Below are 14554 nucleotides of genomic sequence, written 5' to 3'. Positions count from 1 at the left end.
CCGTTATCCGATTCGAGGATGCGGTATGTGCGCGCCAAGGTAAAGGGCCAATGCCCGCCGGCTCACGCGCGGCGGCGCTGGTCCATCAGGATATCGCCGCGCTCGATCTGGCCGCGGCCGCGCGCGCGCGTGGACCAGCGCGAACTCGGCCCGCCGCAGGCTCTCGTCGGCGCTCTCGTCGATCCCGGCGATGCCGACGCTGGCGCGCAAGTCGATCGCCTCGCTTCCGGCCAGCCGGGTGGCGCGCTTCAGCTCGCCCACGATCTCGCGCGCGAGGGCCTCGGCCGCCGGCGGCGTTTCCTGTGGCATCAGCACGCCGAACCGCTCGTCCCCCACGCGGGCGAGGATATGGTCCTTGTGCAGCAGGCCGCGCAGGAGGTTGGCGAAAGCCGCGACGATGCTGTCGCCCGCGCTCGCCCCGTGGCGGAGCCAGAGCGAATGCAGATGGCCGATGTCGAACAGCGCCAGCGCCCCGCCCGGCCGATGGACCGAGAGATGGCGCAGCATGGTGCGAAAGGCGCGCCGGTTGGCCAGCCCGGTCAGCGGATCGGTCAGCGTCGCGGCGAACAGCCGCTCCTCCAGCTCGCGACGCTCCGCGATCGAGCGCATGATCCCGATCGCGCCGTCGATCGTCCCGTCGCCGGCCTTCAGCGGGCGAAGCTGGAGCGTGAACCAGCCGGTCGCCCCGTCCGCCCCACGCGCGGCGAATTCGAACCAGCCGGCCGCACTGCCCCCGCGCATGACCACCTCGATGAAGGATCGCAGCGCCTGGGCCTGGTCCGGGTCGGCGAGGTCGGCCAGGTGCGGCGCGATCAGCATGTCGGCGAGCGAGATCCCCAGGCGCTCGATCCCGGCGGAAGCGTGGACGACAAGCCCGTCGCGATCGAGTTTCAGCACGATATCGCCGTCCCCCTCGGCCAGCAGGCCATAAAGTGCCGCCCCCTCGCGAAGGGTAAAATCCTGGATCATGCTGTGCGCCCCGGCCCCGTTATTCTCAGTTAACCGGCGGCACTTCCCAACAAGCAGGCCGCGCCGCCGTAATAGCAAGACAAGACCCGGCCGTTATTGTGTTAGCCCTGTTAGCTAATACGTATTACCGGCGAATCATCTTGTATCTATATTAACCACGTAGGCCGCAGTTGGGGAGTCGCGAAGTGTAATTTCAAGCGCTTGGCCTGCGCGTCACAGCTCGATCATGATCCGGATCTTGGCCGGCTCCGTGCCATATGCACGGGCGATCGCCTCGCGGCTGCGGGCGAGGACTTCGCGCGCCTCGGCATCGTCCTGCACGTCGGCCAGCTCCTCGCGCGAGGCGCCGAGCGCCTCGGCAATCGCCGCGATCCGGCTGTCGAGCGGGCGCGCCTTACCCTTTTCCCAAGCCCAGACCGTCGGCTTGCTGACGCCCAGCCGATCGCCGAGCTGCGACAGGGTGAGCCCGCGTTCCTTGCGCAGGCGCTGGAGGCGGGCGGCGAACGATTCGCCCGCGGCGCGGCCGGGGCGACCGGCCCCGCCGAGGTCGAGCCCCGTCTCGCTGCGCAGCTGCGCGGCAGACAGCGCCGCCTGCGACAGCGGCCGGTCGAACCGGCAGCCGTAGAGGTTGCCGCTGGCCCAGACGACCCGCGCGGAGACGACGCCTGCATGGGGGAAATCGATGTCGATCGGGTCGTCCACCGACAGCGCGCCCTCGCTTTCGAGCAGGAGGCCGGTGGTCGATGCGTTGTGAACCCGCACCGGGTGGCCGCCGCCCGACTGGGCGCTGCCGACGGTTTCGAACCGCAGCATCAGGCGCGCCGCGCCCCGCTTGCCCGGCGTTGCCCCGTCGCTTTCCAGGTGTGCCGCGATCGCCATTGCCCGTTCCTTTCGCGCGGAAGGGATTCGGGCCTGCGCGTTAAGGAATGGTTAGTCGCGGGGCGGGAATGCCCGCTAACCCGCGCGACAGGTCAACCCGCGTCGTCGTCCACGTCGAGGCCATAGGCGGTGTGGAGCACGCGCACGGCCAGCTCGGTTTCGTCCTCGTCGATCATCACCGAGACCTTGATCTCGCTGGTGGAGATCGCCTGGATGTTGATTCCGCGGTCGGACAGCGCGCGGAACATCGTCGCCGCGACGCCGGCGTGGCTCTTCATCCCCACCCCGACGACGGAGATCTTCGCGATCTTGGAATCGGTGATGATCCGGTTGAAGCCGATGTCGCCGCGCTTGTCCTCCAGCAGGGCCTGGGCCCGGGCCAGGTCCGCCTGGGGGACGGTGAAGGTCACGTCGGTCTCGCCCTTGTCGCGGCCGACGTTCTGGATGATCATGTCGACGTTGATCGAGGCCTGGGCCAGCGGTTCGAAGATATGCGCGACCGCGCCCGGCTTGTCCGGCACGCGGGTGAGGATCACCTTGGCCTCGTTCTTGTCGTGCGCGATGCCGGTGACGAGCTGGCGTTCCATGTCGCCCTTCTCCACTAGTTGGTTCATTTCCTCTTCCGACACGATCATCGTGCCGGGAAGGTCGTCGGCCGGAACGGCGTCGTCGCCGATGAAGCTCGACAGCACCTGGATGCGCACGTCCTCCTTCATCGCCAGGCCGACCGACCGGGTCTGGAGCACTTTCGCGCCGACCGACGCGAGTTCGAGCATTTCCTCGTACGTCACCGCCTTCAGCTTGCGCGCCTTGGCCACGATCCGCGGGTCGGTGGTATAGACGCCGTCGACGTCGGTGTAGATGTCGCACCGGTCGGCCCCGATCGCCGCCGCGACCGCCACCGCCGAGGTATCGGAACCGCCGCGGCCCAGCGTGGTCACCCGGCCATCGTCGCCGATCCCCTGGAAGCCGGGGATGACCGCGATCTCGCCCGCCGCCATCGAGGCGATCAGCGCGTCGGAATCGATCGTCTCGATCCGCGCCTTGGCATGGGCCTCCACCGTGCGGACCGGCAATTGCCAGCCGAGCCACGAGCGCGCCTTGCAGCCGAGCGATTGCAGCGTCAGCGCCAGGAGGCCGCTGGTCACCTGCTCGCCGCTGGCGACGACCACGTCGTATTCGGCCGGGTCGTAGAGGGCATTGGCCTCGCGGCAGAAATTGACCAGGCGATCGGTCTCCCCCGCCATCGCGGAAACGACCACCGCCACTTCGTGCCCGGCCGCCTGCTGCTTGCGCACGATATTGGCGACGCGGCGGATGCGCTCGGTCCCGGCCATCGAGGTGCCGCCGAATTTCATCACTATGCGCGCCAAGTCTCGTCGCTCCCCTGCATTGATGCCCGCCGTGCCGCGGGCGCTGGTGCCGGTCCCTGCGCGCTGTTAGGGAGGGTGCATGGTCGATGCAACAATCTCGGGTGAAACCAATTCTACGGGCGGCCAAACCATCCGCCCCGACGAGGCCGAGCATTTCGGCGCGCTCGCGCAGGACTGGTGGGACCCGAAAGGCAGCTCGGCCATGCTCCACCGGCTCAACCCGGTGCGGCTCGCCTTCGTGCGCGAGGCGATCGACGCGCACTGGCAGGGCGATCCGCGCGGGGCCAGGCCGCTGGCGGGGCGCAGCGCGATCGACGTCGGCTGCGGCGCCGGCCTGCTGTGCGAGCCGCTGGCCCGCCTCGGCGCGGCGGTGACGGGGGTGGACGCCGCGCCGGAAAACGTCGCCGCCGCCGCCAGCCACGCGCGCGGCGCGGGGCTCGACATCCGTTATGTCGCGGGGGACATCGCCGCGCTCGACCTCGGCACGTTCGATCTCGTCACCTCGATGGAAGTGATCGAGCACGTCGCGGACAAGCGCGCCTTCCTCGCCGCTCTGGCGGAGCGGCTCGCACCGGGCGGGCTGATGATCCTTTCGACCCCCAACCGCACCGCGCGCTCGCGCATGGTCCTCGTCGGCGCGGCCGAGGCTGTCGGCGCGATCCCGCGCGGCACCCACCACTGGGAAGATTTCGTCACTCCCGACGAGCTGCGCGGCCTGCTGGCCGAAGCGGGCCTGGCGATGGGCGAGCCGCGCGGCATTGCCTTCTCGCCCGGCAAGGGGCTGCACCTGTCCGACGATCTGGCGCTGAACTACCTCGTCACCGCACGCCGCGCCTAGGCCGGGCAGGTCGCGCCCGCGCGCGCCGCCACCGCGATCCCCGGATCATCGGTGAAAACGCCGTCCACCCCCGTGCGCGCGAGGATGGCCCAGAGCTTTTCCGGGCAGCCGCGCGAGCCATCGCCATCCCCGCGGCGCAGCGATGGCGGGAGGAAGGCGTTCTCCTTGCGCAAGGTCCAGGCGTGGACCTGCAGCCCGGCAGCATGGGCGGCGCTGACCAGCCCGCCCGGCGTGCCGTCGCTTTCGATCACCAGGCGAATGTCTGCGCCGACCGCGTCGGCATATTCGGCTATCCGCCGCGTGCCCGCGATCGTGACCATGTCGGCATAGCGCATATCCGGTGCGTCCGCCGGACCGCCCTCTGCCGCGACAAGTTGCACCAGGCGGTAATCGCCGAGGGCATCGAGCCGGCGCAGCGGCGCGATCTCGAAGCTCTGGATATAGATCGGGTCGTCCGGCGCGATTCCCGCCGTGGCAAGTTCGCGCAGGAGCAGCGCGACCGTGTCGATCCCCGCTTCCTCCCGCAGGTACTCCGAATGCTTGAGCTCGGGATAGAGGCCGATGCGCCGGCCGGTTTCCGCCTCCTTGGCGCGGACGAGCGCGACGATCTCGGCGAAGGTAGGCACCGGGTAGAGCCCATCGTGGCGCGCACTGGCGGGCCGCAGCGCGGGCAGGCGCTCCTTCGCGCGCAGGCGGCGCAGTTCGGCGAGCGTGAAATCCTCCGCGAACCAGCCGGTTACCGCGTGCCCGTCGATCGTGCGGGTGCGGCGCCGGTCTGCGAACTCGGGCCGTTCGGCCACGTCGGTCGTGCCCGAAATCTCCGTCTCGTGCCGGGCGACGAGGACGCCGTCGCGCGTTGCGACGAGGTCGGGCTCGATATAGTCGGCCCCCTGGTCGATCGCCCGCTCGTAAGCCGCAAGCGTATGTTCGGGCCGTTCGCCGCTCGCCCCGCGATGGGCGATCACCAGCGGCCGGCCGAAATCCTGCGCGGCGGCAGGCGTCACGAGGGCGGCGCCGATCAGCGCCAGCACGTTCAGGAAAAGGCCGCGTCCCATTCGTCCTCCGCAAAGCCGACCAGCAAGCCGCCCGGGTGCTCGACCACCGGGCGCTTGATCATGCTCGGGTGTTCTTGCAGCAGCGTGACGGCCTTGTCCGCGTCGATATCGGCCTTCTGCGCGTCGGACAGCTTGCGATAGGTCGTGCCGCGCCGGTTCAGCACCCGGTCCACCCCCGCGGCCGCGATCCATTCGCGCAGCCGCGCCGGATCGGCACCTTCCCTCTTGTAGTCGTGAAACACGTAATCCACCCCGCGCGCATCGAGCCACTTGCGCGCCTTCTTCACGGTGTCGCAGTTGGGGATGCCGTAGAAGTGAATGCTGGTCATGAACCTCGATACCTCGTGCTACTGGCTTCGTTCGTCGAAGAGGGTTAGCGCCCCGCAGGCGATACGGGGGCGCCATAGAAGATGGAAGCGCGGATCGGCAGGCCCCTTGCAACCCTGCCGCCTGCGGGACCATGCTCCTCCCGTATGCGAAGCCGCCCCCCGGTGACGCCGATCACGCGCTTTTGCCGCCGCGATCCGTGCCTGCTAGATCTCGCACAGGGGAGGGTTTTTACATGGTGAGGCTTCTGAAATCGGCGCTCGTTCTGTTCATCGGGCTCCATGCATTGTTCTACGCCTTGCAGAACATCGCGAACATCGACGCCGCCCACGGCGCGCTGGCCTATGTCCTGAGCGGCGCAGACCACGCGGCCTATCCGGCGACCATGTTCTTCAAGACCGGCAATCCCCTGCTCGCATGGGCCGCGCTCGCGGTGGTCCTGGCGGGAGAACTCGCCGTGGCGTTTTTCGGCATCAAGGGCGGCTGGGATCTTTTCGCAGCGCGTTCGGGAACGGCGGAAGAATTTCACGCGGCGAAGCGGAGCGGCGTGATTGCCGCGGGCCTCGCCCTGCTGGTCTGGTTCGGCTTCTTCATGAGCTTCGGCGCCGCTTTTTTCCAGATGTGGCAGACGCCGCTCGGAACCGGGTCGATGGAGGGCGCCTTCATGTATGCCATGGCATCGGCCATCACCATGCTCTTCGTCAGCGCGACGGACGACTGAGCGGCCATTCGGCGATCCTTGCCGGACGCGGTGGAAGATGCCGCGACGTCTCGCCGCCGGCTATCGCTCCCCGCCGCCAAACCGGTGGATGCGGGGGTCGGGGCAGGCGAAGAGGGTGTAGCTCTCGTAGTATTCCTCGCGTCCGCGGGCCTGGACCAGGCGGTGTTCGGCCATGCGGCCCCAGGCGCGGGCGGCGGCTTCATCGGCCCATTCGGACAGCGCGATCACTTCGCCGTCTTCGGCGGTATAGCTCTTGAACGAGACGAAGCCGGGCTGCGCCTGCGCCAGTTCGAGCATGTGCCGGGCGTCCGCATCGTAGGCGGCGTAGTCGATATCGGCGCGCTTGCGGTTGCGGAAGACGACGAGGAACATCGGCCTGCTACCTCCCGCCCAGGTGCGCGTCGGCGATCGCCACCGCCAGCGCGTCCGCCGCGTCGGGCCCCGCGACCTCCGCCCCGGGAAGCAGGATCTTGAGCATGGCCTGGACCTGTCGCTTGTCCGCCCCGCCGGTGCCCACCACGGCTTTCTTCACCAGCCGCGCGGCGTGTTCGCGCACTTCGAGCCCGGCGGCGCCGCAGGCGGCCAGGACCGCCCCGCGCGCCTGCGCGAGCTTGAGCGTCGATTGCGGGTTCTTGTTGACGAAGACTTCCTCCGCCGCGGCGCGATCGGGCGCATGTTTGGCGATCACGCCATCGAGCGCCGTCACCAGGTGGGCGAGCCGCGCGGCGATGGGCGCCCCGGGGTCGGTCTTCACCTGCCCATTGGCGACGTGGCCGATGCGGCTGCCCTCCACCCGCACGACGCCCCAGCCGGTGCAGGAGAGCGAGGGATCGAGGCCGAGGATGATCATGCCGGCACCGGGCCGCCCGAACCGTCATGCCGAACGCGATGGGAGATGCACGGCCTCACGCCGGATCGCCGGGCTTGAAAGCGCCGCCGATGGCCATGAGACAGGGCGCGATCACCGCCGCGATCGCCACGCCCCGTCCCAACCGGCTCATGCGTTCAGCTTGTCCATCACCGCGTCGGAAATCTCGTAATTGCCCCATACGGTCTGCACGTCGTCGTCGTCGTCGAGCGCATCGACCAGCTTGAGCAGGGTGCCGGCCGAGCCTTCGTCCATCTCCACGGTGATGTTGGGCTTCCACGCCAGCTTGACGTTCTCCGCCTCGCCCAGGGTCTTTTCCAGCGCGCCGGCGACTTCGTGCAGCGCCTCCATCTCGGTCCAGATCGTGTGGCCGTTCTCGTCGCTCTCGACATCGTCGGCCCCCGCCTCGATCGCGGCCTCGAGCACCTTTTCCTCGTCGCCGACGTCGGCCGGGTACTCGATCAGGCCCTTGCGCTCGAACCCGTGCGCGACCGATCCCTCGGTACCGAGGTTTCCGCCGTTCTTGGAGAAGGCCGTGCGCACGGCGGTGGCCGTGCGGTTGCGGTTGTCGGTCAGCGCCTCGACGATCAGGGCCACCCCGCCCGGGCCGTAGCCTTCGTAGCGCACTTCCTCGTAGTTCTCGTCATCCCCGCCGCTCGCCTTGTCGATCGCGCGCTGGATATTGTCCTTCGGCATCGACTGGGCCTTGGCGTTGTTCACCGCCAGGCGCAGGCGCGGGTTCATGTCGGGATCGGGGGCACCGAGGCGCGCGGCCACGGTGATCTCGCGGCTGAGCTTGGAGAAGAGGTTGGAGCGCTTCTTGTCCTGCGCCCCCTTGCGGTGCATGATGTTCTTGAACTTGGAATGGCCTGCCATGGTCACCTGCGATCTGTGTGGATCATGCGGGCACCACGTCCGGCGCGGGCCGCATCGTCAGCCGCTCCTAGCGAACGATGCACAGCCGGGCAATCAGGGCGCGATATCGAAGTGAAGAACTTCCTCGCGCGTGCCCAGGCTGTCGTAAAGCGCGATGGCCGCGGCGTCCTCCTCCCCGGTGTCGGCCTGGACGTAGATCACCCATGCGCCCACCGCGCGCGCGATGCGGCGCACTTCGTCGATCAGCGCGGTCGCCACCCCGCGCCGGCGCCAGTCGGGCACGACGGCGAGGTCGTAGATATAGATCTCGCTGCGGGCCTGTTCGAACTTGGGCAGGACATAGGCGGCGAGCGCGCCGATCATCGCCTCCCCCGAAAGGGCGGCGAGCAGGATCGTGTCTTCGCGCGCCAGCAGGCGGGCGGCATAGGCATCGTCGGGCGGACGCCGGCAATAGCTGTCGCGATCGTCGAACACCGCGCCGAACAGGTCGTTGACCTGGCGCAGCCGGTCGAGGCCGTCCGGGCCGAGCCGCTCGACCGCGAACCCGCGGCCCATCGTCAGACCTTGACCGCGGTGCCGCTGGCCGAAACCATCAGCATCGAGCCGGTATCGCCGATCACCTCGTAATCGAGATCGACCCCGACCACGGCATTGCCGCCGCGCGATCCGCATTCGGCCTGGAGCTCCTCGATCGCCTGTTCGCGCGCCTCGCGCAGGATGCGCTCGTAGCTGCCCGAGCGGCCGCCCACGATATCGCGGATATTGGCGAAGAGATCGCGGAACAGGTTGGCGCCCACGATCACTTCGCCGGTGACGACGCCGAGGTAATCCTGGATCGGCCGCCCCTCGATCGTGTGCGTGGTGGTGACGATGATCCCGCGTGCGTCCTTCCATGGTCCGGCCATGCTCTTCTCCCTGTTCGACTGTCAGCTCTCACCGTATTACTAGCATAATACAGATGAGAGCTTCAAGCCATCAGGCCGGCGGAAACGGCCGCGAGGGTGGGGTCGCGAGAGTCAGCAGATTGCCGTCGGGATCGTGCACCTGCGCGAGGGTCGAGTAATCGCCCGCAATGTCGCCTCCAGGCGCGATACCCGGTGCGCGCAATCGGCTCCTTCCCGCGAGAAAGGGGCCGCTGGTCAGCCGTTGACGACGGTCCCGCCGTTGGGATGCAGGACCTGCCCCGACATGTAGGACGAATCCTCGCAGGCAAGGAAGAGGAACGCGGGCGCGACCTCGTTCGGCTGGCCCGGGCGGCCCATCGGCGTGTTTTCGCCGAAGTGCTCGACTTTCTCGGGCGGGGCACCGCCGCAGGGGTTCAGCGGGGTCCAGATCGGCCCCGGAGCGACCGCGTTGACGCGAATGCCCTCGCCCACCAGGTTCTCGCTCAGCGAACGGGTGAAGGCGGTGATCGCGCCCTTGGTCGCCGAATAGTCGAGCAGCCCGCCCGAGCCCTTGTACATCGTCACGCTGGTGCAATTGACGATCGCCGCCCCCGGCCGGAGGTGCGGCCGGGCGGCCTGGGTGAGATAGAACATCGAGAAGATATTGGTCTGGAACGTGCGCTGCAGCTGTTCCTCGGTGATGTCGGTCACGTCGTCGTCCGGGTGCTGCTCGCCCGCGTTGTTGACCAGCACGTCGAGCCGACCCCAGCGGTCGATCACCGCGCGCACGAGGCCGTCGGCGTGCTTGGGGTCGCCAAGGTCGCCGGCGGACAGCAGCACTTCGGCGCCTTCGGCCTCGCACAGCTCGCGGGTCTTGTTGGCGTCGTCATGCTCTTCGAGATAGGCGATCGCCACATCCGCCCCCTCGCGCGCGAAGAGAACGGCGGTCGCCCGGCCGATACCGCTGTCGCCACCGGTGACGATCGCCACCTTGCCCTTCAGCCGGCCCGAACCGGGATAGCGCGGCTCCCACTCGGGCTTGGGCTCCAGCGCCGATTCGTGCCCGGGCAGGCCCGGGTCCTCGGCGGTTTCGTCGATATGCGCCTTGTCGAGCGTCTTCAGGTCTTCGTCTGCCATCGCTTGGTTTCCTGCATTGTCGAACTGGGGGACATGCAGAACCAACAGCCGCGGCGCCCGGGCCGTTCCGAGAAAGCGCCACGGTTCGACCGGCAGGACCGTCAGCCCAGCCCGAGCGCGGCCTTGTAGGTGTCGAGCACCATTTCCATCTCGGCGCGATCGTCGGGCGTCATCTTCCGCAGGCGGACGATCTGGCGCATGATCTTGGTGTCGTAGCCGACGGCCTTGGCCTCCGCGTAGACATCGCGGATATCGTCGGCGATGCCCTTCTTTTCTTCCTCGAGGCGTTCGATGCGCTCGATCAGCAGGCGCAGGCGGTCGTCGGTGGCTTCAGCCATCTGTTGCTTCTCCGAAAAATGGCAAGAATCGTTGGCCCCGTCCGTTAGCGGGCGGGCCGGTGGCGGTGAACCCGCCTTTCCACAGCTTGCGCCGATTCAGCGCAAGTCGGCGCGGTTGCGGGTCAGGCTCGCCTCCATCCGGGCGATCTGTTCCTCGGTCGCGGGGGCCTGGTGGCGGGCCTTCCACTCGTCCTGCGGCATGCCGTGGATCAGCTCGCGCGCGGCGGCCTTGTCGCCCGCGTAGCCGGCATCGCGAATCCAGTCGGCCAGGCAATTGCGGCAGAACCCGGCGAGGCCCATCAGGTCGATGTTCTGGGCATCGTGCCGGTGGCGCAGGTGGCGCACGAGCCGGCGGAAGGCCGCGGCCGCCACCGCGTCGTCGAGCCGGTCGAGCGGATCGGGGGAATTCGTATCCGTCATTGCGTTTTCCTTGTCTTGCAACGTTCGTCTGGCATAGCGCATCGGGCATGCAAAAGCTCGATCCGCGCGCCCGCAAGGTCAAGATCCTCGCCACCACCGGCCCCGCCAGCCGCGAACCGGAGATGCTGCGCAAGCTTTTCCGCGCCGGGGCGGACGCGTTCCGCGTCAACATGAGCCACGGCGACCACGCCACCCACGCGCAGACGATCCGCGCGATCCGGGCGCTGGAGAAGGAATTCGCCCGCCCGATCGCGATCCTGTGCGACCTGCAGGGCCCCAAGCTGCGGGTGGGCGAATTCAGGGACGGCCAGGCGGTGATCCGCCATTCGGGGCACTTCACGCTCGACCGCAATCCCGAACCGGGGGACGAGACGCGGGTGCATTTGCCGCATCCCGAGCTGTTCGGCCTGCTGGAAAAGGGCCAGCGCCTGCTGATCAACGACGGCAAGATCCGCCTGCGGGTGATCCGGGCGAACGAGGACGAGATCTTCTGCTCGGCCGAAGTCGGCGGCGTGATCTCCGACCGCAAGGGCGTGAACGTGCCCGATGCCGAAGTGCCGATCCCCGCGCTGACCGAGAAGGACCGGCGCGACCTGGCCTTCGCGATCGAGCACGGGGCGGACTGGATCGGCCTCTCGTTCGTCCAGCGGCCCGAGGACCTGGCCGAAGCGCGCAAGCTGATGGGCGGGCGCGGCTCGCTTTGCGCCAAGATCGAAAAGCCGATGGCGGTGCGGCGCCTCGACGAGATCGTCGAGCTGGCCGACGGGATCATGGTCGCGCGCGGCGACCTGGGGGTGGAACTGGAACCGCAGGAGGTCCCCCCGCTGCAGAAGAAGATCGTCAACAAGGCGCGCACCGCGGGCAAGCCGGTGATCGTGGCGACGCAGATGCTCGAATCGATGATCGAGAGCCCGGCCCCGACCCGCGCCGAGGTGTCCGACGTCGCCAACGCGGTCTACGACGGGGCCGATGCGGTCATGCTCAGCGCCGAGACCGCGGCCGGCGACTGGCCGGAAGAGGCCGTCACGATCATGGACAAGATCGCCGCCCAGGTCGAACGCGACGATGCCTACCTCGAACGGGTGCGCTTCCTCGACACCCCGCCCGACCGCACGACCGCCGACGCGCTGTCCCACGCCTGCATGACGATCGCGGACACCGTCTCGATCTCGGCGATCACGGTCTTCACCGGTTCGGGCAGCACGGCGCGCCGCGTGGCCCGCGAACGGCCGAGCGTGCCGATGCTGGTCTTGACGCCTTCGATGACGACGGCGCGGCGCGTGGCGCTGCTGTGGGGCGCGCACCCGGTGGCGACCAAGGACATCGGCAGTTTCGAAGAGATGATCGCCAAGGGCAAGCGCATGGCGCTGCGCCACGGGTTCGGCAAGGCGGGATCGAAGCTGATCGCGCTCGCCGGCGTTCCCTTCGGAACCCCGGGCAGCACCAACCTGCTGCACGTCGTCACCCTGACCGGCGACGAACTGGCCCGCCGGCAGGGCTGATCGCCGGCGGCGCCGGACCCTGCGGCCCGGACCTTCCCGAACGCCTGCCCCGCGCGGCCTTCAGGCGGCGGCCGCGCTCTCGAGCCGGCGGCGCGCCTCGTCCTCGCCGATCAGCGGCAGCAGTTCGGCCATGTCGGGGCCATGGTCCATCCCGGTCAGCGCCTGGCGCAGGGGCAGGAACAGCGCCTTGCCCTTGCGGCCCGTCGCTTCCTTCAGCGCGGCGGCGAGGCTGCGCCAGGGATCGTCGCCCCAGTCGAGCAGCCGCGCCGCCTCGGCCAGGAAGGCACGGTCTTCCGGGGCGAAGGCGGGCGGTTCCACCGGGCCGGTGACCAGGCGCCACCACTCGGCCGCCTCGCCGACATGCGACAGGTTGGGCCGGATCGCGTGCCACCCGGCAGCGCCCATCCCTTCGGGCAGGCGATCCGCTACGGCGGCGTAATCGAGCTGGTGGACGATCGCGGCATTGATCCGCTCCAGCTCGCCGTCGTCGAAGCGCGCCGGCGCGCGCCCGAACGTCGCGAGGTCGAAACCGGCGAGCAGCGCATCGCGCTCGGCGATCGGTTCGACCGGAAGCGACGTGCCGAGCCGGGCGAGCAGCGCGAGCAGCGCCTGCGGCTCTATCCCCCGCGCGCGCATGGCGTCGCAGCCGAGCGAACCGAGCCGCTTCGACAGCTTGCCCTCGCGCCCGACCAGCAGCGCCTCGTGCGCGAAGCGGGGAACCTGCCCGCCCAGCCCGGCGGCGACGAGCGCCTCGAACATCTGGATCTGCACGGCGGTGTTGGAAACGTGGTCTTCCCCGCGCAGGACATCGGTGACGCCCATCGCGAGATCGTCCACCGCACTCGGCAGCATGTAGAGCCACGAGCCGTCGGCGCGGCGGACGACGGGGTCGGACAGCTGCGCCGGATCGAACTTCTGCGGCCCGCGCACGCCGTCGTCCCACGCGATCGGTTCGCCGTGGTCGAGCCGGAAACGCCAGTGCGGGGCGATCCCCGCCGCCGCCTTCGCCGCATGGTCCTTCTCGACCAGCGCCAGCGCGGCGCGGTCGTAGATCGGCGGCAGGCCGCGCCCGAGCAGGATCTTGCGCTTCAGCTCCAGTTCCTGCGCGGTCTCGTAACAGCGATAGACCCGGCCGGCAGCGCGCAGGGCCTCGAACGCGCGCTCGTAGTGCTCCAGCCGCTCGGACTGGCGCTCCTCGCCATCGGGCTCCAGCCCCAGCCAGGTCAGGTCGTCGCGGATCGCCGCGACATGTTCCTCGCGGCTGCGTTCCGCGTCGGTATCGTCGATCCGCAGCAGGAACCGCCCGCCCTGCTTGCGCGCGAGCATCCAGTTGTGCAGCGCGGTGCGGATATTGCCGACATGCAGGCGCCCGGTCGGCGAAGGGGCGAAGCGGGTGGTCACGGTCATCGCGCCGGGCTAGACAACTTGACGAACAAGGCAAGTGGGAGCGGCCGCGATGAAAGCCTCTGCAGCCAGGTGGACAGCGACGATCGTCCTCGCGCTGGCCGTCGCATGGCCGGGCGCTGCAGGCGCCACGACTTACGTGACGGAGACGTTCACCTGCCCGATCGGCGGGGAAAAGTTCAAGGCGCGGTCGGTCGTCAGCAACATCACGTTCGGCCAGCGCCCCGACGGCAAGCCTTACAGCCCGCTCCCGGTCTATCCGATCCCCGAATGCCCTTCGAACGGCCTCCTTCTGTTCGAGAAGGATTTCGGCGAGGACGAACTGGCCGTTCTGGCCGCGGCGATCGCGACCGACGAATACCGCGCGATGCACGACCGCGAGACCCCGCGCTACCGCGCGTGGTGGCTGATGACCCGCCTGAAGCGGCCCGCGCTGGAGCGCGCCTACATGCTGTTCCAGGCACCGTGGGAGAGCGACGACGACTGGGATCGCAAGGTCCGCTACATGGCCGCCTTCGTCAACGAGGTCGCGGCACTGGAACGCACCGAGGACGAGGCCGATGCCTGGTTCTGGATAACGCTGCGCGCCGCCAACAGCCTGCGCGAGCTGGGCCACTTCGAAAAGGCCGCCGCGATGATCGAACGGGCGACGGCACCCGGCAACCTGCCCGGCGATCCCGAGGCGGCCGAAGGCGCCCGGACCTATGTCGAGGCGCTGGCGGCGCTGGTCGCGGAACGCAACCCGTTGTCCGAGCCCGCCAGCCTCGTGCCCGCGCGCTTTGCCGCGGTCCGCTGCACGGTGCCGCGCCCGGCCCTGACCCCGTCGGAGGAGCGGGCCTGCGCCCGGCCGGAGGTCGCCGAAGCCGTGGCCGAGTTCAAGACCCGGGACGACGAGGGCCGCAAGCTGACGGGCGAGGCCGCGATTCGCTTCCTCGACCAGCGCCGCCGCGCGCACGACTGAAC

Annotated in this window: 18 protein-coding genes; 4 read left to right on the top strand and 14 right to left on the bottom strand. The window is 69.1% G+C overall.

From position 1 onward, the window contains the following. Positions 1 to 3: 3 nt before the first annotated feature. The 3 genes from GRI72_RS13535 to GRI72_RS13525 all read right to left on the bottom strand — a co-directional run bounded on the left by GRI72_RS13535 (position 4) and on the right by GRI72_RS13525 (position 3221). Entirely contained in the window at positions 4 to 969 is a 966-nt protein-coding gene (locus tag GRI72_RS13535; protein ID WP_160734451.1) for a GGDEF domain-containing protein, read from the bottom strand. Positions 970 to 1182: 213 nt separating this feature from the next. After that, the gene (locus GRI72_RS13530) at positions 1183 to 1848 is read right to left on the bottom strand and encodes a helix-turn-helix domain-containing protein (protein WP_160734450.1); all 666 of its coding nucleotides are present in this window, start codon (positions 1846 to 1848) and stop codon (positions 1183 to 1185) included. Between the two features lie 92 nt (positions 1849 to 1940). Beyond that, complete coding sequence (locus tag GRI72_RS13525) at positions 1941 to 3221, bottom strand: aspartate kinase (protein WP_160734449.1); 1281 nt, start codon at positions 3219 to 3221, stop codon at positions 1941 to 1943. 79 nt (positions 3222 to 3300) lie between these two features. Here GRI72_RS13525 and ubiG point away from each other — a divergent pair, with 79 nt between their 5' ends. Further along, complete coding sequence (gene ubiG / locus GRI72_RS13520; RefSeq protein ID WP_160734448.1) at positions 3301 to 4059, top strand: bifunctional 2-polyprenyl-6-hydroxyphenol methylase/3-demethylubiquinol 3-O-methyltransferase UbiG; 759 nt, start codon at positions 3301 to 3303, stop codon at positions 4057 to 4059. Here the strand turns inward: ubiG and GRI72_RS13515 are convergent. Together GRI72_RS13515 and GRI72_RS13510 are read right to left on the bottom strand one after the other, a co-directional pair. Further along, on the bottom strand, positions 4056 to 5114 hold the full coding sequence (locus tag GRI72_RS13515; RefSeq protein WP_160734447.1) for a glycerophosphodiester phosphodiesterase family protein: 1059 nt from the start codon (positions 5112 to 5114) through the stop codon (positions 4056 to 4058). The genes ubiG and GRI72_RS13515 overlap by 4 nt on opposite strands. After that, positions 5093 to 5443 carry an arsenate reductase gene (locus tag GRI72_RS13510; protein ID WP_160734446.1) on the bottom strand — a complete coding sequence of 117 codons (351 nt, stop codon included), beginning with the start codon at positions 5441 to 5443 and terminating at the stop codon, positions 5093 to 5095. Before GRI72_RS13510 ends, GRI72_RS13515 begins: the two co-directional genes overlap by 22 nt. 131 nt (positions 5444 to 5574) lie before the next feature. Between GRI72_RS13510 and GRI72_RS13505 the strand changes: the two genes are divergently transcribed. Then, a complete protein-coding gene (locus GRI72_RS13505) occupies positions 5575 to 6162 on the top strand; it encodes a DUF2165 family protein (RefSeq protein ID WP_160734445.1) in 588 nt (195 codons plus the stop codon). Between the two features lie 60 nt (positions 6163 to 6222). Here the strand turns inward: GRI72_RS13505 and GRI72_RS13500 are convergent, their stop codons facing one another. The 8 genes from GRI72_RS13500 to GRI72_RS13465 form a co-directional block, all read right to left on the bottom strand. After that, positions 6223 to 6534 (bottom strand): antibiotic biosynthesis monooxygenase family protein, encoded by a 312-nt coding sequence (locus tag GRI72_RS13500; RefSeq protein WP_160734444.1) that lies wholly within the window; start codon positions 6532 to 6534, stop codon positions 6223 to 6225. A gap of 7 nt (positions 6535 to 6541) precedes the next feature. Then, on the bottom strand, positions 6542 to 7012 hold the full coding sequence (gene ruvC, locus GRI72_RS13495; RefSeq protein WP_160734443.1) for a crossover junction endodeoxyribonuclease RuvC: 471 nt from the start codon (positions 7010 to 7012) through the stop codon (positions 6542 to 6544). A 147-nt stretch (positions 7013 to 7159) separates the two neighbouring features. Next, a complete protein-coding gene (locus GRI72_RS13490; protein WP_160734442.1) occupies positions 7160 to 7906 on the bottom strand; it encodes a YebC/PmpR family DNA-binding transcriptional regulator in 747 nt (248 codons plus the stop codon). Between the two features lie 93 nt (positions 7907 to 7999). Continuing rightward, complete coding sequence (locus GRI72_RS13485; RefSeq protein ID WP_160734441.1) at positions 8000 to 8461, bottom strand: AAC(3)-I family aminoglycoside N-acetyltransferase; 462 nt, start codon at positions 8459 to 8461, stop codon at positions 8000 to 8002. A gap of 2 nt (positions 8462 to 8463) precedes the next feature. After that, complete coding sequence (locus GRI72_RS13480) at positions 8464 to 8811, bottom strand: heavy metal-binding domain-containing protein (RefSeq protein WP_202389124.1); 348 nt, start codon at positions 8809 to 8811, stop codon at positions 8464 to 8466. Positions 8812 to 9045: 234 nt separating this feature from the next. After that, the gene (locus tag GRI72_RS13475) at positions 9046 to 9927 is read right to left on the bottom strand and encodes an SDR family oxidoreductase (RefSeq protein ID WP_160734440.1); all 882 of its coding nucleotides are present in this window, start codon (positions 9925 to 9927) and stop codon (positions 9046 to 9048) included. Between the two features lie 101 nt (positions 9928 to 10028). Beyond that, positions 10029 to 10265, bottom strand: coding sequence for a DUF2312 domain-containing protein (locus GRI72_RS13470; RefSeq protein WP_160734439.1), 237 nt, complete (start codon positions 10263 to 10265; stop codon positions 10029 to 10031). A gap of 96 nt (positions 10266 to 10361) precedes the next feature. Beyond that, the gene (locus GRI72_RS13465) at positions 10362 to 10685 is read right to left on the bottom strand and encodes a DUF1244 domain-containing protein (protein WP_160734438.1); all 324 of its coding nucleotides are present in this window, start codon (positions 10683 to 10685) and stop codon (positions 10362 to 10364) included. Between the two features lie 47 nt (positions 10686 to 10732). On the opposite strand from GRI72_RS13465, the gene pyk reads away from it, so the two are divergent. After that, the gene (gene pyk / locus GRI72_RS13460) at positions 10733 to 12187 is read left to right on the top strand and encodes a pyruvate kinase (RefSeq protein ID WP_160734437.1); all 1455 of its coding nucleotides are present in this window, start codon (positions 10733 to 10735) and stop codon (positions 12185 to 12187) included. Positions 12188 to 12247: 60 nt separating this feature from the next. On the opposite strand, the gene gltX is transcribed toward pyk, so the two are convergent. Next, positions 12248 to 13594 carry a glutamate--tRNA ligase gene (gltX, locus tag GRI72_RS13455; RefSeq protein WP_160734436.1) on the bottom strand — a complete coding sequence of 449 codons (1347 nt, stop codon included), beginning with the start codon at positions 13592 to 13594 and terminating at the stop codon, positions 12248 to 12250. Between the two features lie 49 nt (positions 13595 to 13643). Between gltX and GRI72_RS13450 the strand changes: the two genes are divergently transcribed. Further along, complete coding sequence (locus GRI72_RS13450) at positions 13644 to 14552, top strand: hypothetical protein (RefSeq protein ID WP_160734435.1); 909 nt, start codon at positions 13644 to 13646, stop codon at positions 14550 to 14552. Positions 14553 to 14554: the final 2 nt, after the last annotated feature.

The sequence above is a fragment of the Pelagerythrobacter marinus genome, assembly GCF_009827515.1.
Classification (GTDB): domain Bacteria; phylum Pseudomonadota; class Alphaproteobacteria; order Sphingomonadales; family Sphingomonadaceae; genus Pelagerythrobacter; species Pelagerythrobacter marinus.
Note: the sequence above shows the minus strand (reverse complement) of the source record. Positions and strands in the feature narration are given on the sequence as shown.

What these genes read in the sequence shown, in the direction of transcription:
- GRI72_RS13535 (WP_160734451.1), bottom strand. Translation starts at nt 969, where the DNA reads ATGATCCAGGATTTTACCCTTCGCGAGGGGGCGGCACTTTATGGCCTG.
- GRI72_RS13530 (WP_160734450.1), bottom strand. Translation starts at nt 1,848, where the DNA reads ATGGCGATCGCGGCACACCTGGAAAGCGACGGGGCAACGCCGGGCAAG.
- ubiG (WP_160734448.1), top strand. Translation starts at nt 3,301, where the DNA reads ATGGTCGATGCAACAATCTCGGGTGAAACCAATTCTACGGGCGGCCAA.
- GRI72_RS13515 (WP_160734447.1), bottom strand. Translation starts at nt 5,114, where the DNA reads ATGGGACGCGGCCTTTTCCTGAACGTGCTGGCGCTGATCGGCGCCGCC.
- GRI72_RS13510 (WP_160734446.1), bottom strand. Translation starts at nt 5,443, where the DNA reads ATGACCAGCATTCACTTCTACGGCATCCCCAACTGCGACACCGTGAAG.
- GRI72_RS13505 (WP_160734445.1), top strand. Translation starts at nt 5,575, where the DNA reads ATGCTCCTCCCGTATGCGAAGCCGCCCCCCGGTGACGCCGATCACGCG.
- GRI72_RS13500 (WP_160734444.1), bottom strand. Translation starts at nt 6,534, where the DNA reads ATGTTCCTCGTCGTCTTCCGCAACCGCAAGCGCGCCGATATCGACTAC.
- ruvC (WP_160734443.1), bottom strand. Translation starts at nt 7,012, where the DNA reads ATGATCATCCTCGGCCTCGATCCCTCGCTCTCCTGCACCGGCTGGGGC.
- GRI72_RS13490 (WP_160734442.1), bottom strand. Translation starts at nt 7,906, where the DNA reads ATGGCAGGCCATTCCAAGTTCAAGAACATCATGCACCGCAAGGGGGCG.
- GRI72_RS13485 (WP_160734441.1), bottom strand. Translation starts at nt 8,461, where the DNA reads ATGGGCCGCGGGTTCGCGGTCGAGCGGCTCGGCCCGGACGGCCTCGAC.
- GRI72_RS13480 (WP_202389124.1), bottom strand. Translation starts at nt 8,811, where the DNA reads ATGGCCGGACCATGGAAGGACGCACGCGGGATCATCGTCACCACCACG.
- GRI72_RS13475 (WP_160734440.1), bottom strand. Translation starts at nt 9,927, where the DNA reads ATGGCAGACGAAGACCTGAAGACGCTCGACAAGGCGCATATCGACGAA.
- GRI72_RS13470 (WP_160734439.1), bottom strand. Translation starts at nt 10,265, where the DNA reads ATGGCTGAAGCCACCGACGACCGCCTGCGCCTGCTGATCGAGCGCATC.
- GRI72_RS13465 (WP_160734438.1), bottom strand. Translation starts at nt 10,685, where the DNA reads ATGACGGATACGAATTCCCCCGATCCGCTCGACCGGCTCGACGACGCG.
- pyk (WP_160734437.1), top strand. Translation starts at nt 10,733, where the DNA reads ATGCAAAAGCTCGATCCGCGCGCCCGCAAGGTCAAGATCCTCGCCACC.
- gltX (WP_160734436.1), bottom strand. Translation starts at nt 13,594, where the DNA reads ATGACCGTGACCACCCGCTTCGCCCCTTCGCCGACCGGGCGCCTGCAT.
- GRI72_RS13450 (WP_160734435.1), top strand. Translation starts at nt 13,644, where the DNA reads ATGAAAGCCTCTGCAGCCAGGTGGACAGCGACGATCGTCCTCGCGCTG.